Genomic DNA, 25,852 nt, shown 5'->3' with positions numbered 1-25,852 from the left:
CCTGAGGGTATTCGAACCTCGCTGATGCGCTCGATGCATAGATCTCGTTTTTTTCATTTTCAGGTGCCTCTTATGCACATCCAAGCGTAGTTGAATTGTTCCGTGATATCAATGCATTGATCGGAGCTGTTCCCGAGCCTGCGGTTCGAATCCCTTCAAGGCGCTTATGCATAGCTCCGAACCCCGTTAACGGGAGGATGGGTTGTCCATCGGGCGAGTTAAGAGCATGCTTATTTCGGGCCTTCACAACAGGATTTTGGGGCGATGGGACGTCCTCGATTGCTTCCGGATAGATCATTCCCCGGCTACGCTTACTTGCCGGGCAAGGGTCCACATCCGATCCGTGATCCTGGAGGACACAGCTACGGTGTTCAGCCGGGTTTGGTTACCGCGTCTCTCGACTCTGAGGAGTTCGCGTGGGGCCAGGATCTCTTCAATCACGGGTACTATTGGGAAGCCCACGAGGCGTGGGAAGGAATTTGGCAGATTGCAAACAGAGGAAGCCCGCTGCGCGCCTTTCTGAAGGGATTGATCTTGTTATGCGCAACTGGGGTGAAGATCCGGGAAGGCAAACGGACTCCAGCGATGCGCCACGCTAGACGCGCCGGCGCGCTGTTGCGAGATCTGACGACGGCGCCGCATGACCATTTCTCAAGCGCCCTAGGCATACCCCCTGGATTACTTGCTGATCTCGCCGAAGCGACAGCTGAGGCCATGCCGGCATCGCCCAATATGACCCGGGGACAGCCTGAAGCAGTCTTCGACTTCGTTCTTGGAGACGCGTAGATATTTGCGGATTGCTCGTCGAGATTTTCGGCGCTAAACGGCAGCCACTCTGTTGTTACGGTCGTGATCGCGGCACGGCCAAAGACCAAGAGATCATCCAGCTTTGCGGGATTTCAGCTCCTTTGCAACCGACTTCTTCAACGCGTCCATAATGTTCACGACGTTGCTCCTTTTCTCGTCATCATTCTTCGAGGATTTCGAGGTCGTGGCCTTTGACGGCTTCTTGGCTTTCTTCTTATTTGCTATCAGTTTCAGCAAGCTCTCCTGGATCGGATCCGACACCATCTCCGGCGACCAGTCCGTCAGCCGTTTCTTGATGACTGCCTCAAGTGCTGAAACCCCTTTAGGATCCGACTTTTTACCTATGCCTGTGAAATATTCGCTTTCCGGCCGCACTTCATCTCCGAAGCGAAGGGTCCACACGACGATTCCTTCGCCGCGCGCCTCCAGCACGACCGCTCGTTCGCGGCGACCCAGCACGACACGTGAGATGCCTACAACATCCTCCGCCTCCATGGCTTGGCGGATGACTGCGAAAGCTTCGTCGCCAATTTTGTCGTTTGTGGTGAGGTAGTACGGGGTTTCGAGATAGACCCACTCGATGCTGCCACGCGGCACGAATTTTTCGATGTCAATCGTACGAACCGTCTCCAGCTCGACGGATTCCAGATCCTCATCGGTCAGGAGCACGTAATCGTTCTCGCCGCGCTCGTAGCCCTTTGCCTCGTGCTCATCTTTCACGGGCTTGCCGGTGACGCTATCCACGTACTGGGAAACCACCCGGTTTCCGGTATCCTTGTTGAGTGTATGGAAGCGGACTTTTTCGGATTCAGATGTGGCAGGGGTCATTGCCACAGGGCAGGTGACGAGCGAGAGCTTGAGGTAGCCTCTCCAATATGGGCGACGCGGTGCCATCGATCAGCTCGCTTTCTTAGCTGCGGGTTTTGCCCGGCTCTTGGTGGGCTTGGAAGCCGCGGCCTTCTTGCCCGAGTTGGCATTGGCAGCCTTTGGCTTGCTTGCCGACGGCTTATCCATGCCAGCGCTCTCACGCAGCGCTTTGAGCAGGTCGTTCGGCTTGGAAATCTTGATGGGCTTCGGCTTTGGAAGGGTCTTGCCCTCCGCCTTCGCCTTCACCAGCGCAGCGAGGGCATCCTCGTAGCGATCGTCGAATTTCGCCGGGTCGAAGTCGCCTTTCTTCGTGGTGATGATGTGCTTGGCCAGATCGAGCATCTCGGCTTCGACCTCGACCTTCGCCACGTCTTTGAAGACTTCCTCTGAAGACCGGACTTCGTAGTCATAGTTGAGGGTCGTCGCAATCATACCCTTGCCCTGCGCCCGGATCAGGACAGTTCGCATCCTGCGGAAGAGCACAGTGCGAGCAATCGCCGTGGCACTGGTGTTGCTCAGGGCATCCCGGATGCTAGTAAAAGCGTCCTGGTCGACTTCATCGACTGGGACGAGATAGTAGGGCTTATCGAAATAGACGTCATCAATCTCCCCACACGGGATGAAGGCTTCAGCCTCCAGCATCTTGTCGGAATCGGGAACGACCGCCGCGACCTCATCAGCGTCGATCATGATGTAATCGCCGTTGCCCGTCTCGAAGCCCTTCACCTGTTGGTCGCGTTCCACGACTTCTTCAGTTTCACTGTCGATGAATTCGCGTTTCAAGCGGTTTCCGGTGCTCTCGTTGATCATATGGAAGCTGATCCGCTCGGATGTCGATGCTGCCGTGTAGAGGCCAACGGCACAACTGAGTTCACCAATCTTCAGATGACCTTTCCACTGAGCGCGATGAGCTGCCATTTTCGTCCTCCAAGTCGATTTCGGAAGAAACTAAACGCCGCCCATTTGGTTCCGGCGCTTTCGTTGGACTGGATCATGTCCATCAGGGCGAAGGGTCAATTTGGCAGTTTCAACGCCATGTCCGAAATACGTGTCGCCGAACAGGGTGGTGGTGAAACCACTCGGGTGCCAGCAGCGTTTGGACAGGTAATGGAACAAAAAAGGACAAGTGACATGGCAGACGACAGTACCACGACAATACGAGCAAGGTTCGAAACACGTGCGGCAGCTGAACTCGCCGTTGAACAGCTTGTTCAGCAACACGGTATTTCCAGGCCCGACATTTTCATTCAGTCCGCAAGTGATGAGAATACCGCCGGCTCCAAGCCGTCCGGTGGCGATGCCTCGCGCGAAGGCGGCGCTCGCCACGATGGGGCATTTGAAGGCGAGATTGAAGTGTCTGCGGATATCGGCGCCGATCAGGTCGCCGCCGTCCAACGAAGCTTCGGAGATGCCGGAGCGATCCGCGTTTCGGGCAAATAGAAGTTTACAGGGTCGCCTTGCGACCGGCCCCGTTTCTCTTGCGTTAGGATTATAGCCATGGCCAACAATCTCTCGACATACCGCGGCAAGCGCGATTTCAAGAAGACCGCCGAGCCCAGCGGAGAGGGGACGGTCAGTGCGTCCAACCCTCGTCGGTTCGTGATCCAGAAGCATGACGCGACGCGCCTGCACTATGATCTTCGGCTGGAGCTGGACGGAGTTTTCAAGTCATGGGCGGTGACAAGAGGTCCTTCTCTCGATCCTGGCGACAAGCGCCTTGCCGTTGAAGTGGAAGATCATCCGCTCGACTACGGAGATTTTGAAGGCACCATCCCCAAAGGTCAGTACGGCGGCGGGACGGTCATGCTTTGGGATCGGGGCTACTGGGAGCCGGAAGGAAAGAAGACGCCGGAAGAGGCGCTCGCCAAGGGTGATTTCAAGTTCACCCTTGAGGGTGATCGCCTTCATGGCAGTTTCGTGCTCGTCCGCATGCGGCATGATCGCGATGGCGGCAGACGCACCAATTGGCTGCTGATCAAACATCATGACGACTATTCTGTCGAGGAGAATGGCGCAGCCGTGCTTGAGGAGAACGATACATCGGTGGCATCCGGTCGAACGATGGAGGCTATCGCATCCGGCAAAGGAAAGAAGCCAAAACCATTCATGCTGCAAGGCGGCGCGGTCGAAGCGGATGCGGTGTGGGACAGCAATCACGGTCTTGCCGCCGAAGAGCGCAAGGCCGGGTCAAAGACTTCCACCAAGTCAGCGAAGAAGCCGGCGGGCACCAAACGCGCGAAATCCCTGATGCCGGACTTCGTCCCGCCGCAGCTATGCGAGACCCTGGCGCGTCCGCCATCTGCAAATGGCTGGATCCATGAAATCAAGTTCGACGGCTATCGCATCCAGATGCGGGTGGAGAACGGTCAGGTCACCCTAAAGACCCGCAAGGGCCTGGACTGGACCGCGAAATGGTCTGCGATTGCTGCGTCGTCGTCCAAGCTTCCCGATTGCATCATCGATGGTGAGATCTGTGCCCTTGATGAAAACGGCGCTCCCGATTTTGCCGCGTTGCAGGCTTCGCTGTCGGAGGGCAAGACGGACGACCTCATCTTTTTCGCCTTTGATCTCCTGTTCGTAGGCGACGAGGATCTGCGCGAATTGCCGCTCACCGAGCGAAAGGATAGGCTCGCTGCGTTCTTGTCCGACGCCGGCAACGATCCCAGGCTTCGCTTCGTTGAGCATTTTGAAACCGGCGGCGACGCGGTGCTGAAGTCTGCTTGCCGCCTGTCCCTGGAGGGTATCGTCTCGAAAATGGCTGATGCGCCCTACCGGTCCGGTCGCACGGAGACCTGGGCGAAATCGAAATGCCGGGCGGGTCACGAAGTGGTCATCGGCGCCTATGCCACGACGAATGGCAAGTTCCGATCGCTGCTGGTCGGCGTTAATCGTGGCAACCACTTCGTCTATGTCGGCCGGGTCGGTACGGGATATGGCGCAAAAGTCGTCGAGACGCTCTTGCCGAAGCTGAAGGAAATGGAGACCTCAAAGTCACCGTTCACAGGCATCGGTGCGCCGAAGAAATCGTCCGACATCGTCTGGCTCAAACCAGAACTTGTCGCGGAGATCGAGTTTGCTGGCTGGACGAGTGATGGCCAGGTCCGGCAGGCGGCGTTCAAGGGCCTTCGAGAAGATAAGCCGGCCAAGGAAGTGGAAGCCGAGACGCCCGCATCTCCTGTTGCAAACGAGGTCCCCGATCCGGAGACCGCAGAGCCGCCGCCGCCCAAGCGTTTCCGCAAGGGTACGAAGGCCGAAGTCATGGGCGTGATGATCTCCAGTCCGGACAAACCACTTTGGCCGGATGCCGGTGATGGCGAACCGGTTACCAAGGTCGATCTGGCGCGCTATCATGAAGCGGTTGGGCCTTGGCTGATCGACCATATCAAGGGCCGACCTTGCTCGATTATCCGCACGCCCGATGGAATTGGCGGCGAGCAGTTCTTCCAGCGCCATGCCATGCCCGGAACGTCCAACCTGCTTGAGCTCGTCACCGTCTTCGGCGACAAGAAGCCCTATCTGCAAATTGATCGGGTCGAGGGACTGGCTGCGATTGCTCAGATTGGTGGGGTCGAACTTCACCCGTGGAACTGCGAGCCCAAGCAGCCGGAAGTCCCGGGGCGGCTGGTTTTCGACCTCGATCCCGGGCCGGACGTCGAATTCTCCACTATCGTCGAGGCCGCACGAGAAATCCGCGACCGCCTTGAGGATTTAGGGCTTGTCAGCTTTTGCAAGACAACTGGCGGCAAGGGCTTGCATGTTGTCACGCCCTTGGCCGTGCCGAAGGGCAAGAAACTCAGTTGGGATGAAGCGAAAGGCTTTGCCCATGATGTTTGCCAGGATATGGCGCGCGACAATCCGGAGCGCTACCTGATCAAGATGGCCAAGAATCAACGCGGTGGACGCATCTTCCTCGACTATTTGCGCAACGACCGCATGGCGACGGCGGTTGCGCCATTGTCACCGCGCGCACGTCCCGGAGCAACAGTCTCGATGCCGCTCAACTGGAGTCAGGTGAAAACAGATCTCGATCCCAAGCGGTTCACGATCCGCACCGTGCCCGAATTGTTGAAGAAGAGCACCGCCTGGCAGGATTACTGTGATGGGCAGAGGCCGCTGGAACAGGCCATCAAGCGGCTGGCAAAATCCCGAAAGAAAGCTGCGTGAGGCCAGCAGGCCACAGGCAATAGAGCGATGGAACGAGAAACGACCAGCAATGGAGAAGCCGAACTTCCCGTCGGAGCGACGACGGATCTGCCTCATGATCGCGTCACGGTTCAACGGTTTCGCGAGTCGTTTCCCCGCGCGCGATGGAGCGACAGGCTGAACGCCTGGTTTGTGCCAGGCCGCACTGCCGGCAAGCGCATCGGACGCTGGCTCGCCCAGATGGAAGCCGAAGCCGATGCTTTCGCCGACGAAAAGGGCAGGGACGCTTTCGCCTTTGATCCGATCGAAAGCCGCTATCTCGACGCTGCCTCGTTCGGTTTGCAGATCCGGACACCCTATTCGCGCACGGTCGTCACCGAAATCCGGGAAATTCCATTGGCGCGCTGGGATGCGGATCACCGTCTGTGGACGGTGCCCTATCGCTCACTGGTCGAGCTGCGCCGTCGGTGGCCGGCGATCGAGGCAGCCGCCGAGCGTAACGAGCCCGATGTGCGAAAGGCGCGACGTGAGGCGTTGAAAGGCACCGAGGAGGAGGAAGCAGCCAAGGCGAGAACCAGTGAGCGGCGCCGAAAACGCTATCCCGTACCGGCCGATGACCTGCCTCCATTCGATCGTGCGATCGGTACGCATGCGGGCGTCGTTATCTTCAGCGATACGCATGGCGAATTGGCAGATCCGGACGCTGTAACCGAGTTCTATTTTCAACCGTTACCAAACGAGGAATACGTTTGGGTGGCCTGGCGGCCAGGGTCCCTTGAGGAACTGGTCACGACCTGGCCCGCTCGAACGCCCCCCGGCGAGCGGGAGGTGGCTCGCGGCTGGTGGTTGCCAGATCTGGACGAACTGCGGACTGCGCGGCAGAAAGCCAGGTCGAAACAGCGCACCCAGCAGCAACGGCAGGAAGATCAGGGTCGATCGGAGACCCCGTCGAACGGGAATAGGCGATGAGCGAGATGGAAAGGTTTCAGGGGCTTCCGCCTGTGGAGCCGCGTGAGATGATAGGACTTTGGACGGGCCGGGGTATTCCGTCTGGCCACCCTCTGGACGGCGTGCTCGAAAACCTCGGCTGGTTTGGCAAACGGTTCTCGGCTCAGATGCGTGCCGATGCGCTGTTGTTCCGCGGAGGGGAGAAACGCCTGGTCGCCATCGATCCGGCCTGGATACCGCTCCGTCTTGCACTCCGTTTCCACAAGCTCGGCAGGACCCGAGCCGCAAGCAATCTGTTTTTCTATTTGCTGTGCAGGCTGAGAGCGAAGGGTCCGGTAGCATCATTGAAAGCCGTGCCGTTTCACGGGGTGACAAGTGCTGCTATGGCCTATGACACCCAGCCCATCGTCGATCATTTCCGCAAGGTCGACGATAATCGCCTCATGGGAGCCATGGTCATCAAAGGCGACGACCGCGTCTATTTCTTCGAGCTCGAGCGCGTTGAAGAGGTTTGAACCTAGGCGGCAGGACCAGCCTGCCGCATCAAGTTTCACTGCTCATCGAATACCGGATGTCGATTGTCCGCCCTGGCATGCTCCCCAATCCCGCAGCCGCTGGAGCCATGGGCTGATCTGAAAGGATCTGTCGGTGGATTCATGGCTATCGGCGGAACTGGGACGGGTTGCTATAAGCGACGCCGCATAGGCAAAAGATCTACGGAGTTGATAAAAGCCGCGTACGATTGCAACGGTTCGCAAGGTCAGCCTAGCTGCCATGGCGGAAAATTTGAAGGTGGTGTTGGACATGCAGCAACAGCCGGTCCTTCTTGTCGGTCACAGCATTGGCGGCATGACAATCGAGACGCTGTTGCGCGACGACCCAGCAGTGTAGGGACGGCGCGTGGCCGGCATTGTGCTCTTCAACACGACATACACGAACCCACTGAGAACCGTCGTCCTCAGCCCGCTCTTCCGCCTGCTGCGATGGCCGTTGATCGAGCCGGCGCTTTGGCTTCAGATCATTCTCATGCCGATTGCTTGGCTGATGTCGTGGCAGAGCTACCTCAGCGGCTGGACTCACCTGACGGCAAGACTGGGCTTCGGCCGGCATGCGACTCGCAGCCAACTCGGCCGTGTGGCATGGTTTATGACCGTGAATTCGCCGTCCATCCAGGCCAGGGGTGACCTGGCGATGTTCCGGTGAGATGCCACTGCCGTATTACCTCGAACATCTGTGCCAGTGCTCGTACTCGGTGGAGAGGCAGATATCGTCACGGTACCGGATGCCAGCAGAAAAATGCTAAGTTCATTCCAGGGCCGGAGTTGCGACTGTTCAGCGGCGTCAACCACATGGGCTTCTTGGAGACAGCGAAAGACTATAACGGTGCCATCGAAGAGTTTGCGGACAGGGTGTTCATCTCCCGGCTGACGAACCGAGCGGCCGCCTCAAAAGTAGAATCCCTGTAGGATCTTGCTTCACTGACCGGCCGTGCAGATGGCCAGACGTTGGCAGGGCGTCGACAGGCACCGCGACTCTACAGGCAGTGGCCCGACGCGCGAAATTTGGTTTTGCGTGCCCCAACACGGGGTGGACGTGTGTTATCGTTCTCTGCCAGCGTTGGAACAACATCCCAGTCAGCGGGTTATCGAACTTTCCCGGCAGAACATCGAAGGCATCAACAAGTGAGGGATCTTTGGAAAGCATCAGTCGTCATTACCGGTGCCTCTAGCGGTATCGGTCGTGCGACTGCCCTTGCATTCGCACGGCGTGGTGCGCGCCTTTGTCTTGCCGCCCGGCGCGCCGATGCCTTACGACAGGTTGTTGTGGAGTGCGAAAACCTTGGTGCCGATGCCATTGCCGTTCCAACGGACGTGACGGATGCTGATGCCGTGGCAGCTTTGGCAGGTACGGCGGAAAGCTCCTTTGGAGGGCTTGACGTGTGGGTTAACAACGCGGGTACTGGCGTTGCTGGGTCTTTCCAAGACACCCCACTCGAGCTGCATCGCCAAACGATCGAGGTTAATCTTCTAGGCGTGATGTATGGTGCCCACTCGGCCCTGCCGATCTTCTTGAATCAGGACCGCGGGATTCTGATCAACACCGTCTCGATGGCTGCCTGGGTGCCTAATCCGTTTGCAGCCGCCTATACCGCCAGCAAGTTCGGTGTCAGGGGATTTGCCGGGAGCTTAAGACAGGAACTGGTGGGCAGACCGGACATCCATGTCTGCGGCGTCTTTCCTGCCGTGATCGATACTCCCATTATCGAGCACGGCGCCAACTTCACAGGTCGTAAGGTTGAGCCTCCACCGTTCATCTACGACGCTGAGGATGTAGCCGAGACGATTGTCGGTCTGGTGCTGTCGCCCCGCGACGAGGTTGCGGTTGGCTGGCCTGCCCGGGCCGGACAACTTGCTTATGCGGTCGCCCGAGGTCCCGTGGAGCGCGTGGTTGGCGCTGCAGCCGCTGCTGTGCTCAAGCGGGCTGTCCCAGCGCCCATAACTCATGGTGGCGTACTGACGCCTATTCCGGCTGGAACGACCTCTACTGGAGGCTGGCGCGAGCGCAAAGGTATCCCGTCGGCACGGGTGATGACGAAGGCAGGTCTCGCCGTTGCGGCTACCCTGCTGCTGATTGGCCTCAGTGCGAGGCTCCGGCGTGATGAGCGCTAACGGCATCGAATCCCTCGTGCGGCTTCAAGCGAAACAATGACAGCACTGCGTTTCTGACCGCTTGCCACCCGTAGCTGCCGTTCATAAGGTCGATTTCACCACTCTGGCTGTGCAAGATGGCACGAGCCATGACGAGGACTCGAGGATCTTCGGCATTCTCTGTAGCCTGATTGGCCATAACCATGGCTCCTCGATGATGACGTGTCATCAGGCGGACGAACAGTGCGTCAAATTCCGGACTCGGCACAGATGTCAGCATGTTGATCTCGTTCTGCGTCAGCATGCCAGGCATCTCAGCATGTTCCTCAGGGCCAGGTTCAGGCAATTCGCTGTGGAACCAACTGCGCCACCATTGCGTGAAGATCGCGATGTCGCCCTTTTGCGAAGCGCCCATGAGGGCGGCAAGTGCACGCAAATGCGGATCAGTGGCGCGTTTTGTAGCGACTTCGGCTATTGTCAGCCCCTGCGCGTGATGGTTAGCCATCCGGCGCAGAAACGCTTGGTCATGCGCGGGGTCGTTGCCCATCCAGCGCAGCTCCCTGTCTTGTGAGCCGAGGAAAGCCAGCAGTCCGAGAGCCAGCACACCGGCGGCAGCAAGACCGCTCCACGTCAGGGCAAACCTGCGGTAAGGTGATGGCCGCCTACCAGCGAACCAGTCCCGGAGCGCCGGAAAAATCGGGTATAAGGACGCTGACGCCAGGTGAACGCCCAGCCCGATCCAGTAGATCTGCTGTAACGGAAAGATCGGTTGCCAGAAGGGGAACAGCGGAACCAGGAAAAGCCATTCCATGGAGGAGGTGAACACCGCCCAGGGAAGAGCTAAGAGCAAAATCGTCAGGGGAGGTAATTCCGCGGTCCAACGCCGACCCACGACGAAAAATACCATTACCCATGAGAAATCCGCCCATTGATGGAACAGAATGCCACCGATAATAGCAACCCAGCCTGGGTCGATGTGAAGGGCGGAGTCTCTTAAAGGAATGGTTGCCACCACCATCCAATCCACGGCAGCATCCCGGCCGATTCGCGCCGCAGTGAATTGGCTGACCAGCGTAGAGAACGTGCTGCTCATCAGGCCCAGCAGGGCTGCTGCTCGCCAGTTCCACCTGAAATCCGCGCCTAAGACCTGTCTCATGTGCCCGCCGAACTTCTACGTTTCGTTCGGGATCATTTAGAATGCATTGCCGTCATCTCAAGAGCGCCACCGCCAGTTCGAAAACCCTTTCTTGCTTGCACGTCCAGAAAACGGGGCAACATTGACTAGGCTTACGCCGAGACGAGGTACTGGGGGTGCAACGTGGCGTGGATGGCACTAGCAAAAGGACCTAAAAAATGAATTGCGCGGCGACGAGTGGTCGCTGTAGAGATTAGCCAAAGCCCCTTTACGGAATGTCCCCAGCTTACGCTCGAGGAAAGTCAGACCACCTTCAACTTTGTCGTAATGCCACGACCGATTGCCGCCTCCGTACCCGCCACGTTCCACAATTCCACGATTGACTGGACCATTTGATCGCTCCGTCCGCATGGTGTATCGCAACCTCCTGGCGCAAGCCGACTATGTTAACAGTCAAATTGAACACACCTTAGAAGAAGGACGGCCGATACAGACGCGGGTGCGGCGATGGTCTGTACCCGTTGCAGAACTGGCAATACCCTTCAACACTAGCGGCACTCATTTCCTGCACAGCTATTTGACCAAAACTGTCCAAGCGACGCCGAGCGCCGCCGATGACAGGAGTGTCACGATCACTGACATCCGAACCCGGAAGATAGCCAGGGCTGCGAATATAGTCAGGACCAACGAAGGCAAGTTGATCGAGGTCACCACGGGGACGTCCATTGTCCACGAGCCAAACGAGACCTGACGGACCTTTGCAAATAACACGTGAAGTCCGAACCAGACGGTAAGGTTGAGGATCACGCCGACGACCGCAGCGGTGATCGCTGACATCGCTCCGCCGAGTGCGACATTGCCCCGCATCTTCTCGATGAACGGAGCGCCAGCGAATATCCACAGAAAGCTCGGAAGGAAGGTGACCCAGGTGGTCAGGACCGCGCCGAGGGTGGCAGCCATTAGCGGCGAGAGTGAACCCGGATCGCGAAAGCCGGCTAGAAATCCAACGAACTGGGTGACCATGATCAGCGGCCCGGGTGTCGTTTCCGCCATGCCAAGACCGTCGAGCATTTCTCCGGGCCGGAGCCATCCAAATCCTTCCACCGCCGCCTGCGCTACATAGGCAAGGACGGCGTATGCTCCCCCAAAGGTCACGACCGCCATCTGGCTGAAGAAGACGCCGATCTTCGAGAACACGTTGTCCGGCCCGAGCGTGATCAACAGCGCCGCCACCGGGAGCAGCCACAGGGCTGCCAACACTCCAGAGGTCTCCAGTGACCATGCAAGGTTTGGCTGCGCATGGTGGGGGATGTCCTCCCCTAGCGCCGAGTCCCGGTCCTCTAGGATCTTTCCGGACCCGGACTTGTGGCCGCCACCGACCTTGAAGGCGGGAATACCTGCGCGCCCCCCAAAGTAGCCGATGATACCAGCCGCGATGATGATCAGCGGGAACGGCACGTGAAGGAAGAAGATCGCCATGAACGCCGCGGCGGCAATTGCGACCATCGTCCGGTTCTTAAGCGCCCTGCCGCCAATCCTGAACACGGCCTGGATGACAACCGCGAGCACTGCGCATTTCAGCCCGAAGAACATGCCCTCGATAGCGGTCACGTCGCCGAACAGCACGTAGATGTAGCTCAGCGCGAGGATCGAGATGAAGCCTGGCAAGACGAACAGCAGGCCCGCGATCATGCCGCCCTTGGTCTTGTTGAGCAGCCAGCCGATGTAGATGGCCAACTGGTGCGCTTCGGGCCCAGGCAGCAGCATGCAGTAGTTCAGGGCGTGGAGGAAACGATGCTCTCCCACCCATCGCTTCTCGTCGACGACGATGCGGTGCATCACGGCAATCTGTCCCGCCGGGCCACCGAAGCTGAGCGCGGCGACGCGCGCCCATACTTTCACGGCCTCGGACAGCGGAACGATGTCGCCGTTCGAGACCGGCACGTCGGATAGAGCGTTTTTCGGGAGGTCGGTCATGGTGGTTATCCCTTTCTCTGATTGGGCCAGTTGTGCGTTTCGTCCGTCGCGTCGCGGCACCAGCGATAGAAGGCGTCGTAGATGGTCAGTCCGGCCTCCAGTTGTTCGAGGTCATCGTTGAACATCCTCGACAGGCCGAGCGAGACCGCAAGCAGACCCGCAACCTCGGGAGCGAGCTCAGGTCGGGCGGTGTCTGCACCACGCACGATCGTCGCGAGACGCAAAAGGGCTTCCGAAGTCAGGCCGAACTCCTCGATCATGACGTCGAACGTGCAGAGTTCGCCGCGATGGCTCCAGGTGACACCTTCGATGTCGAACGGCGTGGCGCTGAACCGGTCCGCGACCAGCTCGACCTCGCTTGCCGGTACGAACAGGAAGATCGCCGACGGGTCGATGAAGCGACGGATCAGCCAAGGACAGGCAATGCGGTCGATCTTCGGCCGTGACCGCGTGACCCACACGGTCCGTCCCTTCGTGTCGCGAGGCGGGAGCCTGTCTTCCGGAACGAGAATTCCTTTGCCATCGCGCCAGGCTTCGAAGCCTCCCTCGAGAACCTCTGCTTCGGTGCCCATCGTGCGCAGGTGAGCCGCCACGCCGTGACCGAGTTTCTGCCCTCTCTGGCACAAGACGATGGCGGGACTGCTGACCATCGGACCCCATTCCGTCACCTGGCGGAAGTCGCGGCGGATCGACCCGGGGATGCGGCGGGGATCAATGCCGAAGTCGTCGTCTATGCGGACGTCGATGATGGTCGGCGCGTTGGGAGTACCAATTATACGGGCAAGTTTGTCTGGGGTAATCTCGAGAAATGACAGCATAGCGCGTCCTCCGTTGTTGCGGGTTTATGGACGCGATTCTTCGGCCGTGGCCTCGTGGGGTGATCGCAACCCCATGCCCGAGAATTTGCCTTACTCGCGCCGGATGTCAAGCGCCTCGTCGGGTGAATGCTTTGAGCATCTTCGAGGTGTAAAGGCCGGTCAGCCTCTAGAGAGGAGGCCATGATTCTTAATGTATCTCGAACGAAACGTGAAAGTTCGACGTCCAAATATAAGAAGCGGAAGCGTGCCTTCTCCACCGCTCCCAGCCTTCGTCTTTTTAAGCATTCTGCGCTTCCGATTTGCTCAGATAAACCTTTGGATACGGATCATTGCTGAGCGCCGGCGATGGTTTCAATCTTGAAACCCGGCGTCCCGACCGCGACCGTCTAAAAGTTGCAGCGATAAGCTCCTAGCTGTTTTTGGACGGTACAGATCAGGAGCCGTGCAGTGCCGCAGGTGCCGTCCAGCACGACCAAAAGGGTATTCACATTGGTCTATTTTGTGATTGGCTTCGTTATGGAGCAGCAGGATCTTTTGCGCGGAACGGAACCAGCAGGCCAGGACGAAAACACTCTAGCAGCAAAGTATCCTTTTGCTGCATGCGATGCGTGAAATTGCCGGATCCAATGCCGACCAACGCTTTGCGTTTGGGCTCGATCGCTTCCAGATTCGCTGTCCTCAGTGTGACATGATCGAGGCGCATGGCGTCAGCCGATCACACCGCCACCATCGACTCGCACGGTCGAACCGGTGGCAAAGGGCGTCGTCAATAGGAACAGAACGGCGTTGGCAATATCCGAGGGCTGGCCAATCGTCTTGGCGGGCAGGCTGCTGGCTACGCGTTCAAACATCGCCGTGCGGTTTGCCTCATCCATCTTGGCCCATATCGGGGTATCGATTAGGCCTGGCGACACGGCGTTGACCCGAACGGGAGACAGCTCCAGCGCCAGACCGCGGGCGAGCGATTCCAGTGCGGCGTTGATCGCACCTTGCAGGACCGACGTGGCCGATGGGCGTTCGCTCAGGAACCCGGAGATAAAGGTCAGCGTGCCGCGTTCTGCTATCCGTGCAGCCTTCGCGATCTGATAGGCGCCCCAGAATTTACTGTCCATCGCTTTCTTGGCGTCGTCGAGTGAAAGCTTACGAACCGGGCCGCTGGGCGTCTGGGCCGCGGAAACGACGATGTGGTCCCATGTCTCATGGGATGCGAAGAAACTATCGATCCCGTTGGTGTCGCCGGTGTCGAGTACGGCAGTGGCGATCGGTGGATTGACGGAGGCCGCTGCCTCGCCGAGCTTGGCAGCCGATCTCGATGCGATCGTGACTGCGGCTCCTGCGGCATGGGCCTGCTGGGCAACGGCAAGCCCGATGCCGGAGCTGCCGCCGATAACGAGTACCCGCTTCTGGTTCAACGATGTCATGTCCATCTCTCCGCGTTTGATTTCTATGACTGAAAATTAATGCTCGATCGATCTTGCGATAATGGAGATTGTTGTCGATGGTCCCTTGCGATATCAGCAACAATATGAGCGACAACTTTCTCGACATGCTGGTCTTCGTGCGGGTGGTTCAGGCTGGCAGTCTGTCGGGCGCCGCCCGCGATCTGAACTTTTCCCTGACCGTGGTCAGCCGCAAATTGTCGAGGCTGGAGGAGCGGCTGGGCGTCCGGCTGATCAACCGGACGACGCGGTCTCTGACGCTGACCGATGAAGGTGCACGGTTCTACGACCGCTGCGTCCAGATCCTGGCGGAGATCGACGATGCGGAAACGGAAGCATCGAGCGGAAGGCATACTGCTACCGGTGTACTGAAGGTCACATCGACCTTCGCATTCGGCATCCGATGGATCGCGCCTTTGCTGAGCGAATTTCAAGAGATGCATCCTGGCCTGCTTGTGCATCTCGACACAAACGACGGCCTGACAAATATCGTCGAAAGCGGATACGATCTCGCGATACGCTTCGGCACGCTCGCCGACTCCAATCTGGTCGCCAGGCAAATTGCACCAAACAGGCGCGTCATCTGCGGCGCGCCCGCTTATCTCGATCGCCGTGGAAGGCCCAAAACAATCGAAGACCTGATCCGCCATGAGGTTATTGCGTTTGGCGAACCGCCGAACAATCACTGGACGTTCGCCGACGGCCGCAGCGTCAATGTCATGGGGAGGCTCACGACCAACAACGGCGAACTAGCGCATCGTTGGGCGCTGTCGGGTGCAGGCCTTGTCCTGAAGTCGATTTGGGATGTCCAAGACGACGTCGAAAGCGGAAAGCTGGAAATTGTTCTGCCGCAAGTTCATCTCGCCGCGGCGCCGATCCACGTCGTCCTTCCGCATAGTCGTCTTGCCGCCGCTAAGGTGCGATTGTGCGTTGAGTTCTTATCACGCAGACTCAAGTCAACAAATTTTACGCTTAAATTTTGATATCTTGGCGGTCCTACATTCGATCGCGAGAGGCGCGCACGAAGAAGAATTTCAATGTCTTAGCCAAAATTGCGGTACACGACGGTCCGAATCTCATCAAGCATGCATCTGAAAATCGCAGTTGGCGACCGTCACCTTGTCAAGATTTTCGAAAGTTCCGTCACGACGCCTCTCAGCCACCTGTGCGCTGGGTCATGGCGATATCGCACATGCCAGGCCATCTCGACCGGGAAGGTGCCAAGATCAACCGGAGCGGGAATGACTTTGAGACGGCGGTCACGCTCCAGACTGCGGCAGATCAGACGTGGGAGTGTTGCGCAATAGTCGGTGACGGCCACCATCTCGGGAACTGCCAGGAAGTGCGTCACGGACACGGCAACCTCGCGCTTGAGGTTCTGCTGTCCTAAAGCTTGGAACACACCTGCGCGAATTCGGCCGGGCGGCAACACATTGACGTGCTTCAGGCTCTCATAAAGTTCCCGCGTCAGGTTGGCGCCGACATCCGGGTGGTCGCGACGCACGATGCAGGCAAGGCCATCGTCCATCAGATGCTGGACGACAAGGTTGTCGGGCGGATCGATGACCCTTCCAAGTACCATGGCGGTCGTCCCTGAGATGACGCCAGTCTCGGCCAGATCGTTGCCGAATGGTGTCATGCGAAGCTTGATGCCTGGTGCCTGTTCCCGCAGCCTGGCCACCAGCGCTGGCATCAACACCAGTTCCACATAGCTGTTCGGCGCGAGCAGGAACAGGCGTTCTGCGCTCGCCGGATCGAAATCCTGCTGGTGGACGACCAGCTCGTCGAGCTGTGCCAGCGCTGCCTCAATCGTGGGAAAAATCTCCTCGGCCAGTTGCGTCGGCCTGATGCCGTAGCGTTCCCGGATGAACAGCGGATCTTTCAGCATGTCGCGTAGCCGGTTGAGCGAATTCGACAGCGCTGGCTGTGTGATGCCGAGGCGGCTGGCGGCGCGGGTCACGCTTCGTTCCTCCATGAGGGCGAGGAAGACGGGCAGAAGGTTGAGGTCGTATTTCATCCAGATGTAATTGCACGTGAATATCTAAAATCCAATAAGTAAATTTCTCAAATATCTTTCCGGATGCCATGATCACTTCATCGAAAGGCCAGCAGCGCTGATCGACAATCCAGGCCGATCCGGCCGCGACCATCAAAGGATACGACGATGAAAATTCTCATGGTACTGACTTCGCACGACACGCTCGGCGACACCGGCCGCAAGACCGGTTTCTGGCTCGAGGAGCTGGCAGCTCCCTATTATGTCTTCAAGGACGCTGGCGCCGAGATCACGCTCGCTTCGCCAAAGGGCGGCCAGCCGCCGCTTGACCCGAAGAGCGACGAGCCGATGTTCCAGACCGACCTGACGGCTCGCTTTAAGGCTGATGCAGACGCCAATGCACAGCTCGCCCAGACGGTGCGCCTCGACAGCGTCGATCAGAAGGACTTCGACACGGTGTTCTATCCCGGCGGTCATGGTCCGATGTGGGATCTGGCTGAAGACGCGAACTCCATCCGCTTGATCGAATCCTTCATTGCCGCCGGCAAGACCATCGCGCTGGTCTGCCATGCTCCGGGCGTGCTGCGTCACGTCAAGAATGCCGACGGCACTCCCTTCGTCCAGGGTCGCTACCTTACCGGCTTCACCAACACCGAAGAAGAAGGTGTTGGTCTGACCAAGGTCGTGCCCTTCCTGGTCGAGGACGTGCTCATCGCCCAGGGAGCCGTCTTCTCCAAGGTAAAGGACTGGGGCGTCCACACGGTCGTGGATGGCCAGCTCATTACCGGGCAGAACCCGGGATCTTCCGGCGAGGCCGCCGAAGCTCTGCTCACCGTCTTGAGCCAGACGCGGGTCCGGGCAGCCTGATCATTTCAGCATCGTGGACGGCCGCCAACACACGGCGGTCGGCCACCCGAAAATCGGATATCGATATGATCAGCCTTAAACAAACGCTCTCGGCTGCGCATGCCCGGGAAATGATCGAGACATCAAAGTCCAAGGCGAACGCGTTGAAAGTTGCATGCTCGATCGCAGTCATTGGGCAGGACGGCCACCTGCTTTCCTTCGAGCGCCTGGATGGAGCCATCTCCGGATCTGTTGAGCTCGCCATCAACAAAGCGTTCACCGCGCAGATCTTCAACAACGGGACTGAGAGACTGAGTGAGTTGGCTCAACCGGGCGCGGAGCTCTTCGGAATTCAGCATTCTCATAACGGTCGCGTCGTCGTGTTCGGGGGAGGGATCCCTATCCAATTCCAGGGACAAGCGATCGCCGCGATCGGCGTCAGCGGCGGCACCGTCGCGGAAGATGTTGCGATCGCAGAGGCCGGGGCAAAAATTCTGGGCGATCTCCTGACCAATGCCAATGCCTCGTGCGATGCCGCAAGCGTCAACAACACTAAGGCCCCTGAAACAACAGGCAGCACACAGGGAAACAACCATGCACGAGCCTAGAGAGCGGATCGTAGGAACTGACGGTCTTACCTTCACCCGTCGCCAGACATTGGGTCTTGGATCCGGATTGGCGGCCCTAGTTCTAACTTCATCACACCTCAGCGCGGCCACCCCCGCACCACATATCAAAGGAACTGACATCATGAGCAAGATCACCACCAAAGATGGCGTCGAAATCTTCTACAAGGATTGGGGTTCGAAGGAAGCTCAGCCGATCGTCTTCCACCACGGCTGGCCGCTGTCGTCCGACGACTGGGATGCGCAGATGCTGTTCTTCCTTGCCAACGGCTACCGGGTCGTCGCCCACGATCGCCGCGGCCACGGGCGCTCGGCTCAGGTCGCCGACGGTCACGACATGGATCATTATGCCGCCGACGCCTTCGCCGTCGTCGAGCACCTGAACCTGAAGAACGCCGTCCATATCGGCCACTCCACCGGCGGCGGCGAAGTCGCCCGTTACGTGGCAAAGCATGGCCAGCCGGCCGGCCGTGTAGCCAAGGCCGTCCTCGTTTCCGCGGTGCCGCCGCTCATGCTGAAGACGGCAGCGAATCCGGACGGCCTGCCGATGGAAGTTTTTGACGGCTTCCGCGCAGCACTTGCCGCGAACCGGGCGCAGTTCTTCCGCGACGTTCCAGCCGGGCCGTTCTACGGCTTCAACCGTGATGGGGCCAAAGTTCAGGAAGGCGTGATCCAGAATTGGTGGCGCCAGGGCATGATGGGTGGTGCGAAAGCGCATTACGACGGCATCAAGGCTTTTTCCGAGACTGACCAGACGGAAGACCTGAAGGCAATCACCGTGCCGACGCTGGTGCTGCACGGTGAAGACGACCAGATCGTACCGATCGGAGACTCTGCGCATAAGTCGATCCGGCTCCTGAAGAACGGCACGCTCAAGACCCATCCCGGCTTCTCCCACGGTATGCTCACCGTCAATGCCGACGTCTTGAATGCGGATCTTCTCGCCTTCGTTCGCTCCTAGGCCAAACATGGGGCCGAAGCCTCATCGCCTCCGGCCCCGATAAACTGTTCCTGTCCTGAAAGCCGATGTCCGCGGCGTTGGTGCATCGGTCGATGAATGAAGGGATTCCAGTCTTTGATGCTGTTGCTACGGCGTTGCAGTCTTGCAGCGGACGGATTTCGGGCGTGCGCATGCCAGCATTCTATTGAGGACCGTGCAGCCGATGGCGACTTCCGTCTGTTGTGCGGCGAATGAGCGTGCTCGCAGCCGGTGTCCGATGATCGATTTGTAACGACCGATCGCGGTCTCGACCAGAGATCGCTTGCCGTAGTCGGTAGCGGCCTGCCATTTCATCCGTCCATCGGCGTTGATCGCCGCGATATGACGGTCTCGTTGACAGGAGAGATCGATGTCTAGCCTTTCCACTGCATTGGCGCGTGGCGGGATGACCACCGCAGCGCCGGCGCTATGCCTGGTGACGGCGTCATAGGTTGGATTGCCGTCATAAGCGCCATCGGCCGTGAACTCGCCGATAGGGCCTTCGATCTGGTCGAGCAGCGCCTCCACCTGCGTGGCATCGCCGGCATCCTGGTCGGTCATGACGTGCGCGATGATCTCGCCGCTTGTTCGGCAATCGTCGCTTGCTTGCCCGGCGGCTCAGCATCGTGTGATCGGGAACAGCGAGATCCAGGCTCATCAGCTTCAGCACCGATATCAGAAGACCCTCCGTTTGCCGAAGCCCCAAGCCGAATACAAGGCCCAGCGTCAGCGAAGTCTCAATCGCAAGATCGGAGTAGCGTGGCTGGCCGCCGCGCGTCGTCCGCTTCGGCGCCTGCCAGGACGACAGTGCCTCCGGCGTCATCGAAAGCGTCAGACTTCCGCGCCGACGAAGGCCTGCCTCGTATTCCGCCCAGTTCGTGACCTTGAGTTTCATCTTGCCAATGCGATGGCGGCGGGAGGCATTGTGCTTGAAAGTCATCGTGACGAAGACCGGTTATTGTGATTGCCGATTGCCTACGACAACGCCATTAACGATCCGCGCCCCAACGCCCATTCACAGTATTTCCCGTTTCAGAAGTTCCTCCAGCCAATCCGCAAAAATCTGCAGCCTGCGGGAAAGATGCTGACGGTGCGGATAGAGCAGCGTCATCGGCATCGCTGCCGCCCGATGATCGGACATCACCTCGACGAGCTCGCCTGTGTTGAGATGGGCTTTGACATCATAGGCTGGGATCTGGATGAGCCCGAGCCCGGCGAGACAGCAGGCGATATAGGCTTCAGCGCTGTTGACCGTGACGCGGCCACGAACTGGCATCGTCCGTACCTCGCCATCCTCGATCCACTCCCAATCCTCGACACGCCCGGTCGATGGCGAGGCATAGTTGACGGCCAGATGCGCTGCGAGATCATCCGGCGTGGCTGGCGTGCCATAGCTGGAGAGATAATCGGGGCTGGCGACGTTGATCAGGGGGAGGTCGCCAATCTTGCGGGCAATCAGGCCTGAATCTCCAAGAGGGCCAACACGCAGCACGCAGTCGACGCTGTCCTCGACAAGGTTGACCGCCCGATCGGTGACGCGCAGCTCGATGTCGAGTTGAGGATGACGCGTGAGGAATTCCGAGAGGGCCGGCGCGATGATCAAGCGACCGATCCGGCCTGGCACGTCGATGCGAAGACTGCCGCTCGGCCCCACCGATGTCTGCCGGAACAAGCCCTCGGTCTCCTCGACATCGGCGATCAGCCGCAAGCAGCGCTCGTAAAAGGCCGCCCCGTCTTGGGTGGGAGAAACCCTGCGAGTGGTGCGGTGGAGCAGGCGGGCACCGACTCGCGCTTCGAGATCGATCACTGCGGCCGAAACCGACGACCGTGGAAGCCCCAGCGTATCGGCCGCGCGGGTGAAGCTGGCGCATTCGACGACGCGGGTGAAAGTGCGGAAGAGATCGATACGGTCCAAGTGGCGCCCCTGTAGATTGTCCGTCATTCCTGACAGGTGATGTTAAAATGATCGACTTTATCGCCTAATCGTAGACGATATGGTGCGCCGTAGAAAGCGGTCGCGGGTGGCCGCCGGGCAACCCAAGGAGGCGAACGCCACATGACCGACCACAGCATCAAGGGCAAAGCCGTTCTCATCGCCGGCGGCGTGAAGAACCTGGGCGGACTGATAGCCCGCGATCTCGCAAGCGCGGGCGCCAAAGCGGTAGCGGTGCATTACAATAGCGCCGGAAGCAAAGCCGATGCCGACGAGACCGTCGCCGCGATCAAGGCCACCGGCGCCGAGGCCGTGGCCTTCCAGGCCGATTTGACCAGCGCCAGCGCGGTCGAAAAACTCTTCGCTGACGCGATTGCCGCTGTCGGCAGGCCCGATATCGCCATCAGTACGGTCGGCAAGGTGCTGAAGAAGCCGATCGTCGAGATCACCGAAGCCGAATATGACGAGATGACCGCGGTGAACTCCAAGAGCGCCTTCTTCTTCCTCAAGGAGGCGGGCAAGAACGTCAACGACAACGGGAAGATCTGCTCGGTCGTGACATCGCTGCTCGGCGCCTACACGCCCTTCTATGCGGCCTATGCCGGCACCAAGGCGCCGGTCGAGCATTTTACGCGGGCAGCCTCGAAAGAGTTCGGCGAGCGCGGCATTTCGGTGACGGCGATCGGTCCCGGCCCGATGGACACGCCCTTCTTCTATCCGGCAGAAGGCGCCGATGCGGTCGCCTATCACAAGACGGCGGCGGCGCTGTCGAACTTCTCCAAGACCGGCCTCACGGATATCGAGGACATCGTCCCCTTCATTCGTTTCCTCGTCTCGGACGGCTGGTGGATGACCGGCCAGACCATTCTCGTCAACGGCGGCTACACGACCAAGTGAAGGAAAGAAGGCCGGAGTCAGCCCGGCCCCTTCTGCTTCAGCTTGTCGCCATTCCGGGAGTCCCGCCATGACCAACCGATTCCAGTCTCTGTTCGACGTCCAGCGTGAGCATTTCCTCAGCGACGCCACCAAGAGCCATGCTTGGCGGATCGATCAGCTCGACCGCATGGAGCGCATGCTCACCGACAATAAAGAGGCCTGGTGCGCGGCGCTCTATCAGGACTTCGGCAAGCCGCCTTTCGAGCAGTTGTTCGAGATCACCGTGCCGAGCGGGGTGATCAAATACTACCGGGAGAACCTGCGCGACCTGATGGCGCCGCAGCCGGCGCCGATCCCCGCCGGCCTGGAAGCCACTGGCAACAGGGGCGTGATCTACAAAGAGCCCTATGGTGTGACACTGGTGATCGGCCCGTTCAACGCGCCGATCCTGCTGCTGCTCGATCCGGCGATCGCAGCACTCGCCGCCGGCAATCCGGTGATCCTCAAGCCCGCCAACACGACACCGGCGACGGCGGCGCTGTTCGCCAAGCTCATCCCGCAATATTTTGATCCCGAGAACGTCACGGTCGTCACCGGCGGGCGCGAAGTGATCGGCGAACTCCTGGCGCTGCCCTTCGACTTCATCTTCTTCACCGGGTCGTCCGCCGTCGGCAAGGTGGTAATGCGCGCGGCGGCCGAGAACCTGACGCCGGTCATTCTAGAACTCGGCGGCCAGAACCCGACCATCGTCGACGCCACCGCCAATCTCGATATCGCCGCCGACCGCATCGCCTGGGGCCACAATGCAATCTCGGGCCAATGGTGCATCGCTCCGGGCTACGTCTATGTCCATGAAAGCGTCGCTGACACCTTCATGGAGAAGCTCAAGGCCTCCATCGTCAAGATGTATGGCGAGGATCCGAGCCAAAGCCCGGACTTTGCGCGAATGATCTCAGAGCACGACGCCGAACGCGTCGCCTCCTACATCCTGCCAGAAAAGGTCGTCCATGGCGGGCGCTATGACGTGAAGGCGCGCTATGTCGAGCCGACGCTGCTCTACCCCTCGACCTGGGACGATCCGGCGTTGCAGCAGGAGGTGTTCGGTCCGGTGCTGCCGATCATGGCCTACAGCGATCTCAAGCAGATCGTCGGGATCATAAAGCGTAAGCCGAAGCCACTCGCCGCCTACATCTTCAGCAAGGACCAGGCGACGATCGACTATATCCTCGGATCGCTTTCGTTCGGCGGCGGCTGCGTCAACCAGACCAACCTGCATTGCTGGATCGACAGCCTGCCGTTCGGCGGCGTCGGCAACAGCGGCATGGGCAAATATTACGGCAAGGCCGGCTTCGATGCGCTCAGCAACACCAAGGCCATGCTGATCGGCAATCCCGATCTCGAGCTCGATGTCTTTCCGCCCTATGCCGGCAAGGATATCGCGAAGAATCTCAGCGTGTTTTCATGATCACAGAACGGGCACAGTCTGCCGTAGCGACCAGAAATATCTCGGGAGACGATCAACGGGCGGCGATATCGCAAAGCCGCGAAGCGGGCTTGAAAGCCATCCTCCTGGCTCTTGCAGGCACGATCATGCTCCTATTGGCAGTATCAGGTGCATTCGCACAGGAAAAGGCGATCACCGTTATTCTGCTGCAGGGACACAGCGATGCGGAGATCGGTCGCGTTCTCGCGACCGCCGCGCAAACTGGACGGTCGATCGAATGGCGAGATGCAACGGAAAGCGCTGCTCCGGAGGCCATCGCCCCGATTTCTACGGTCGATATAGAACCGGTGTTCGGACCCCTGAGCGGAGTTTCTGGGGCTTTCGTGCGGGGAGCGAAGTTGGCTCTCAACGGGTTGCCAGCCATCGAAGAGGTTTTCTCAGATACCGAAAGGGCACTCGCTGTCGAAGGACGAAGTGGCTTTGCCGTCTTTGGGACTGCCGTTCTCGCAAGCGCGTCGGGAGTACTCGGCGCCTATTTGTTCCGACGCATTGTTCCAGACAAATTCGGTCCGCGCGGGGGTCGGCTGGCCCTTCCCGGACGAATGAAAGTTGCCATCGTCCGCTTTGCTTTGGATCTGGTATCGGTGGGAATTCTGGTCGCGGTCGCCCGCTTTTGCCTGCACTTTTTACTGGGACACGGAGCGCTGTCCTTTCAGATTGCAGCTGGCCTGGTGACTATCGCCACAGTGACGGCGCTTTATACAGCGTTTGGAAGGATTTTCCTCGCACAGTTTTCTGATGGCGAAACGCTCATCAGAATTGCGCGACCGCGTTGGCATCTTGCTCTGCTGACTGCCTACGGCACCATCGGCTCGTTCGTGGGAGAAACTGTCAGGCTCGCCGATGCGCGCGCCCTGGACAAGGGTGCAATCGAAGGTTGGTTTCTGATCGGCGCCACCATTCTGACGTTGCTGAAACTCTGGTGGTTTATCGCAGGGCGGCGCGATATCAGAAACGCATTTACCGGAACGAATGCAGGCGTTGTCCGAAGGACGGCAGGAAATATCCTGCCCGATTTCTACGCGGTTTCCGCGCTGGCGATCTGGTTCGCTGGCTTTATTGTCGCAGGAACGCCCAACAGCGCCGCGTGGAGTTTTGCGGCGGGAACAACGCAGATCGTTCTGATCGCAGTTCCCCTTGTTGCGCTGGGAGCATGGTCGCTTCTCGGACATTTTGCCGGCGACCGTGAGCCTGGACTACAGTCGACACTTCTGTGGGGACTTCGCACGGCTGTCTCGGGCTCGGTTTGGTTGATCGGATTGCGTCTGATCGCTGCGCTCTGGCAACCGCTTATGTCTGGCGAAACGGCTGCGGTGACCGGCTGGTTTGTCTGGCTCGAACGCCTCGGTCTCGCGGTCGTTGCAAGCTGGACGCTGTGCAGTGGCCTGTGGCGGTATTTCGATATGATCGCACCACCGCCTGCCATCACCTCCCGGGGCAGGAAGATGACGAAGTGCACAAGCAACCGGCGAGCCGGATGTACACGGTCATGCCCGTGATCCGCAATCTGACGCTGGGTGCGGTACTCGCCATTGCCGCTCTGCTGGTGCTGTCGTCCACCGGCATCAATGTCGCGCCGCTGCTTGCAGGCTTTGGTGTTCTCGGCCTGGCGCTGTCCTTCGGCTCGCAGACGCTGGTCAAGGATGTGGTGTCCGGCATTTTTTTTATTGCCGACGATGCGTTTCGAATTGGCGAGTATATCGACACAGGTGGGCTGATGGGTACCGTGGAACACATCTCGCTGCGGTCCATCCGATTACGCCATCATAATGGCCCCGTTCATACCATCCCCTTCGGCCAGATCGGGTCGGTGACCAACTACAGTCGTGACTGGGGCACGAGCAAATTCGAACTACGCTTCGAGCGAGACGCCGATGCTGAGCTGATCCGCAAGACCGCCAAGAAGGTCGGGCTCGCCATGCTGGAAGATCCGGAGTTTGGGTCCGAGTTTCTGGTGCCGCTCAAAATGCAGGGGATTGAGACCGTCACGGAAACGTCGATGGTCGTTCGGTTCAAGTTTACGTCTCGTCCCGGCAATCCGGGCATACTGAAGCGCGAGGGCATGAAACGGCTGCTTTCGGCCTTCAAGGCCGCAGGGCTCTCACTTGCTTCCAACGCCGTTACCGTTCGTTCCGGTACCGGCACGGCGGCAGATGCTGCAGCGGCGGCGGTGCCATTACGTCCACCGGAGGTAGCGGCGGCGAACGCACCCGCCGCAACATGACAAGTGTGCCGTTGTTCGGCACAATAATCTACCCGAAGAGATACGGCTTATCTAACGAAACGCAGGCAATCAGGAGATAGAAACAA

General features: G+C 59.2%; 23 protein-coding genes and 1 pseudogene. 15 read left to right on the top strand and 9 right to left on the bottom strand.

Annotated elements, in window-relative coordinates:
• The first annotated feature begins 264 nt into the window (after window positions 1-264).
• Window positions 265-786 (top strand): DUF309 domain-containing protein, encoded by a 522-nt coding sequence (locus AB6803_RS31360; protein WP_371112511.1) that lies wholly within the window; start codon window positions 265-267, stop codon window positions 784-786.
• 93 nt (window positions 787-879) lie between these two features.
• Here the strand turns inward: AB6803_RS31360 and AB6803_RS31355 are convergent, their stop codons facing one another.
• Together AB6803_RS31355 and AB6803_RS31350 are read right to left on the bottom strand one after the other, a co-directional pair.
• A complete protein-coding gene (locus AB6803_RS31355) occupies window positions 880-1,701 on the bottom strand; it encodes a Ku protein (RefSeq protein WP_371112510.1) in 822 nt (273 codons plus the stop codon).
• A gap of 3 nt (window positions 1,702-1,704) precedes the next feature.
• Entirely contained in the window at window positions 1,705-2,592 is an 888-nt protein-coding gene (locus AB6803_RS31350) for a Ku protein (RefSeq protein WP_371112509.1), read from the bottom strand.
• A gap of 213 nt (window positions 2,593-2,805) precedes the next feature.
• Between AB6803_RS31350 and AB6803_RS31345 the strand changes: the two genes are divergently transcribed.
• The 6 genes from AB6803_RS31345 to AB6803_RS31320 all read left to right on the top strand — a co-directional run bounded on the left by AB6803_RS31345 (window position 2,806) and on the right by AB6803_RS31320 (window position 9,434).
• Window positions 2,806-3,114: a hypothetical protein gene (locus tag AB6803_RS31345; RefSeq protein ID WP_371112531.1), complete on the top strand. Its 309-nt coding sequence runs from the start codon at window positions 2,806-2,808 to the stop codon at window positions 3,112-3,114.
• 57 nt (window positions 3,115-3,171) lie between these two features.
• A complete protein-coding gene (ligD, locus tag AB6803_RS31340; RefSeq protein WP_371112508.1) occupies window positions 3,172-5,838 on the top strand; it encodes a DNA ligase D in 2,667 nt (888 codons plus the stop codon).
• Window positions 5,839-5,865: 27 nt separating this feature from the next.
• Complete coding sequence (locus AB6803_RS31335; RefSeq protein ID WP_371112507.1) at window positions 5,866-6,786, top strand: hypothetical protein; 921 nt, start codon at window positions 5,866-5,868, stop codon at window positions 6,784-6,786.
• Entirely contained in the window at window positions 6,783-7,280 is a 498-nt protein-coding gene (locus AB6803_RS31330) for a DUF4334 domain-containing protein (RefSeq protein WP_371112506.1), read from the top strand. The genes AB6803_RS31335 and AB6803_RS31330 overlap by 4 nt, the downstream gene beginning before the upstream one ends.
• A 385-nt stretch (window positions 7,281-7,665) precedes the next feature.
• A complete protein-coding gene (locus tag AB6803_RS31325; RefSeq protein WP_371112505.1) occupies window positions 7,666-7,968 on the top strand; it encodes a hypothetical protein in 303 nt (100 codons plus the stop codon).
• A gap of 479 nt (window positions 7,969-8,447) precedes the next feature.
• Window positions 8,448-9,434, top strand: coding sequence for an SDR family oxidoreductase (locus tag AB6803_RS31320; RefSeq protein ID WP_371112504.1), 987 nt, complete (start codon window positions 8,448-8,450; stop codon window positions 9,432-9,434).
• On the opposite strand, the gene AB6803_RS31315 is transcribed toward AB6803_RS31320, so the two are convergent.
• The 4 genes from AB6803_RS31315 to AB6803_RS31300 all read right to left on the bottom strand — a co-directional run bounded on the left by AB6803_RS31315 (window position 9,403) and on the right by AB6803_RS31300 (window position 14,764).
• Window positions 9,403-10,569: a DUF305 domain-containing protein gene (locus AB6803_RS31315; protein WP_371112503.1), complete on the bottom strand. Its 1,167-nt coding sequence runs from the start codon at window positions 10,567-10,569 to the stop codon at window positions 9,403-9,405. The two genes, AB6803_RS31320 and AB6803_RS31315, sit on opposite strands and share 32 nt — an antisense overlap.
• Before the next feature lie 552 nt (window positions 10,570-11,121).
• Window positions 11,122-12,525 (bottom strand): chromate efflux transporter, encoded by a 1,404-nt coding sequence (chrA, locus tag AB6803_RS31310; RefSeq protein WP_371112502.1) that lies wholly within the window; start codon window positions 12,523-12,525, stop codon window positions 11,122-11,124.
• 5 nt (window positions 12,526-12,530) lie between these two features.
• Window positions 12,531-13,343, bottom strand: coding sequence for a chromate resistance protein ChrB domain-containing protein (locus AB6803_RS31305; RefSeq protein ID WP_371112501.1), 813 nt, complete (start codon window positions 13,341-13,343; stop codon window positions 12,531-12,533).
• A gap of 707 nt (window positions 13,344-14,050) precedes the next feature.
• On the bottom strand, window positions 14,051-14,764 hold the full coding sequence (locus AB6803_RS31300; protein ID WP_371112500.1) for an SDR family oxidoreductase: 714 nt from the start codon (window positions 14,762-14,764) through the stop codon (window positions 14,051-14,053).
• A gap of 125 nt (window positions 14,765-14,889) precedes the next feature.
• On the opposite strand from AB6803_RS31300, the gene AB6803_RS31295 reads away from it, so the two are divergent.
• Window positions 14,890-15,765 (top strand): LysR family transcriptional regulator, encoded by an 876-nt coding sequence (locus tag AB6803_RS31295; protein ID WP_371112499.1) that lies wholly within the window; start codon window positions 14,890-14,892, stop codon window positions 15,763-15,765.
• A gap of 131 nt (window positions 15,766-15,896) precedes the next feature.
• Here the strand turns inward: AB6803_RS31295 and AB6803_RS31290 are convergent, their stop codons facing one another.
• A complete protein-coding gene (locus tag AB6803_RS31290; protein ID WP_371112498.1) occupies window positions 15,897-16,799 on the bottom strand; it encodes a LysR substrate-binding domain-containing protein in 903 nt (300 codons plus the stop codon).
• Window positions 16,800-16,946: 147 nt separating this feature from the next.
• Here AB6803_RS31290 and AB6803_RS31285 point away from each other — a divergent pair, with 147 nt between their 5' ends.
• From AB6803_RS31285 to AB6803_RS31275, 3 genes are all read left to right on the top strand, one after another.
• A complete protein-coding gene (locus AB6803_RS31285) occupies window positions 16,947-17,645 on the top strand; it encodes a type 1 glutamine amidotransferase domain-containing protein (RefSeq protein WP_371112497.1) in 699 nt (232 codons plus the stop codon).
• A gap of 65 nt (window positions 17,646-17,710) precedes the next feature.
• Window positions 17,711-18,232 (top strand): heme-binding protein, encoded by a 522-nt coding sequence (locus AB6803_RS31280; protein WP_371112496.1) that lies wholly within the window; start codon window positions 17,711-17,713, stop codon window positions 18,230-18,232.
• 142 nt (window positions 18,233-18,374) lie between these two features.
• Window positions 18,375-19,211, top strand: a complete 837-nt coding sequence (locus AB6803_RS31275) for an alpha/beta fold hydrolase (protein WP_371112495.1) — start codon at window positions 18,375-18,377, stop codon at window positions 19,209-19,211.
• A 126-nt stretch (window positions 19,212-19,337) separates the two neighbouring features.
• On the opposite strand, the pseudogene AB6803_RS31270 reads toward AB6803_RS31275, so the two are convergent.
• Window positions 19,338-20,169: pseudogene (locus AB6803_RS31270) on the bottom strand (transposase).
• Between the two features lie 75 nt (window positions 20,170-20,244).
• A complete protein-coding gene (locus tag AB6803_RS31265) occupies window positions 20,245-21,144 on the bottom strand; it encodes a LysR family transcriptional regulator (RefSeq protein WP_371112494.1) in 900 nt (299 codons plus the stop codon).
• A 141-nt stretch (window positions 21,145-21,285) separates the two neighbouring features.
• Here AB6803_RS31265 and AB6803_RS31260 point away from each other — a divergent pair, with 141 nt between their 5' ends.
• The 4 genes from AB6803_RS31260 (at window position 21,286) to AB6803_RS31245 (ending at window position 25,766) form a co-directional block, all read left to right on the top strand.
• Window positions 21,286-22,059, top strand: coding sequence for an SDR family oxidoreductase (locus AB6803_RS31260; RefSeq protein WP_371112493.1), 774 nt, complete (start codon window positions 21,286-21,288; stop codon window positions 22,057-22,059).
• Between the two features lie 67 nt (window positions 22,060-22,126).
• Window positions 22,127-23,503: an aldehyde dehydrogenase family protein gene (locus AB6803_RS31255; protein WP_371112492.1), complete on the top strand. Its 1,377-nt coding sequence runs from the start codon at window positions 22,127-22,129 to the stop codon at window positions 23,501-23,503.
• On the top strand, window positions 23,500-25,041 hold the full coding sequence (locus AB6803_RS31250; RefSeq protein WP_371112491.1) for a hypothetical protein: 1,542 nt from the start codon (window positions 23,500-23,502) through the stop codon (window positions 25,039-25,041). The genes AB6803_RS31255 and AB6803_RS31250 overlap by 4 nt, the downstream gene beginning before the upstream one ends.
• Window positions 25,032-25,766 carry a mechanosensitive ion channel family protein gene (locus tag AB6803_RS31245; protein ID WP_371112490.1) on the top strand — a complete coding sequence of 245 codons (735 nt, stop codon included), beginning with the start codon at window positions 25,032-25,034 and terminating at the stop codon, window positions 25,764-25,766. The genes AB6803_RS31250 and AB6803_RS31245 overlap by 10 nt, the downstream gene beginning before the upstream one ends.
• The last annotated feature ends 86 nt before the right edge of the window (window positions 25,767-25,852 follow it).

It is taken from the genome of Rhizobium sp. RCC_161_2, assembly GCF_041355235.1.
GTDB lineage: Bacteria > Pseudomonadota > Alphaproteobacteria > Rhizobiales > Rhizobiaceae > Rhizobium.
This window is presented reverse-complemented; position numbering and strand designations above follow the sequence as displayed.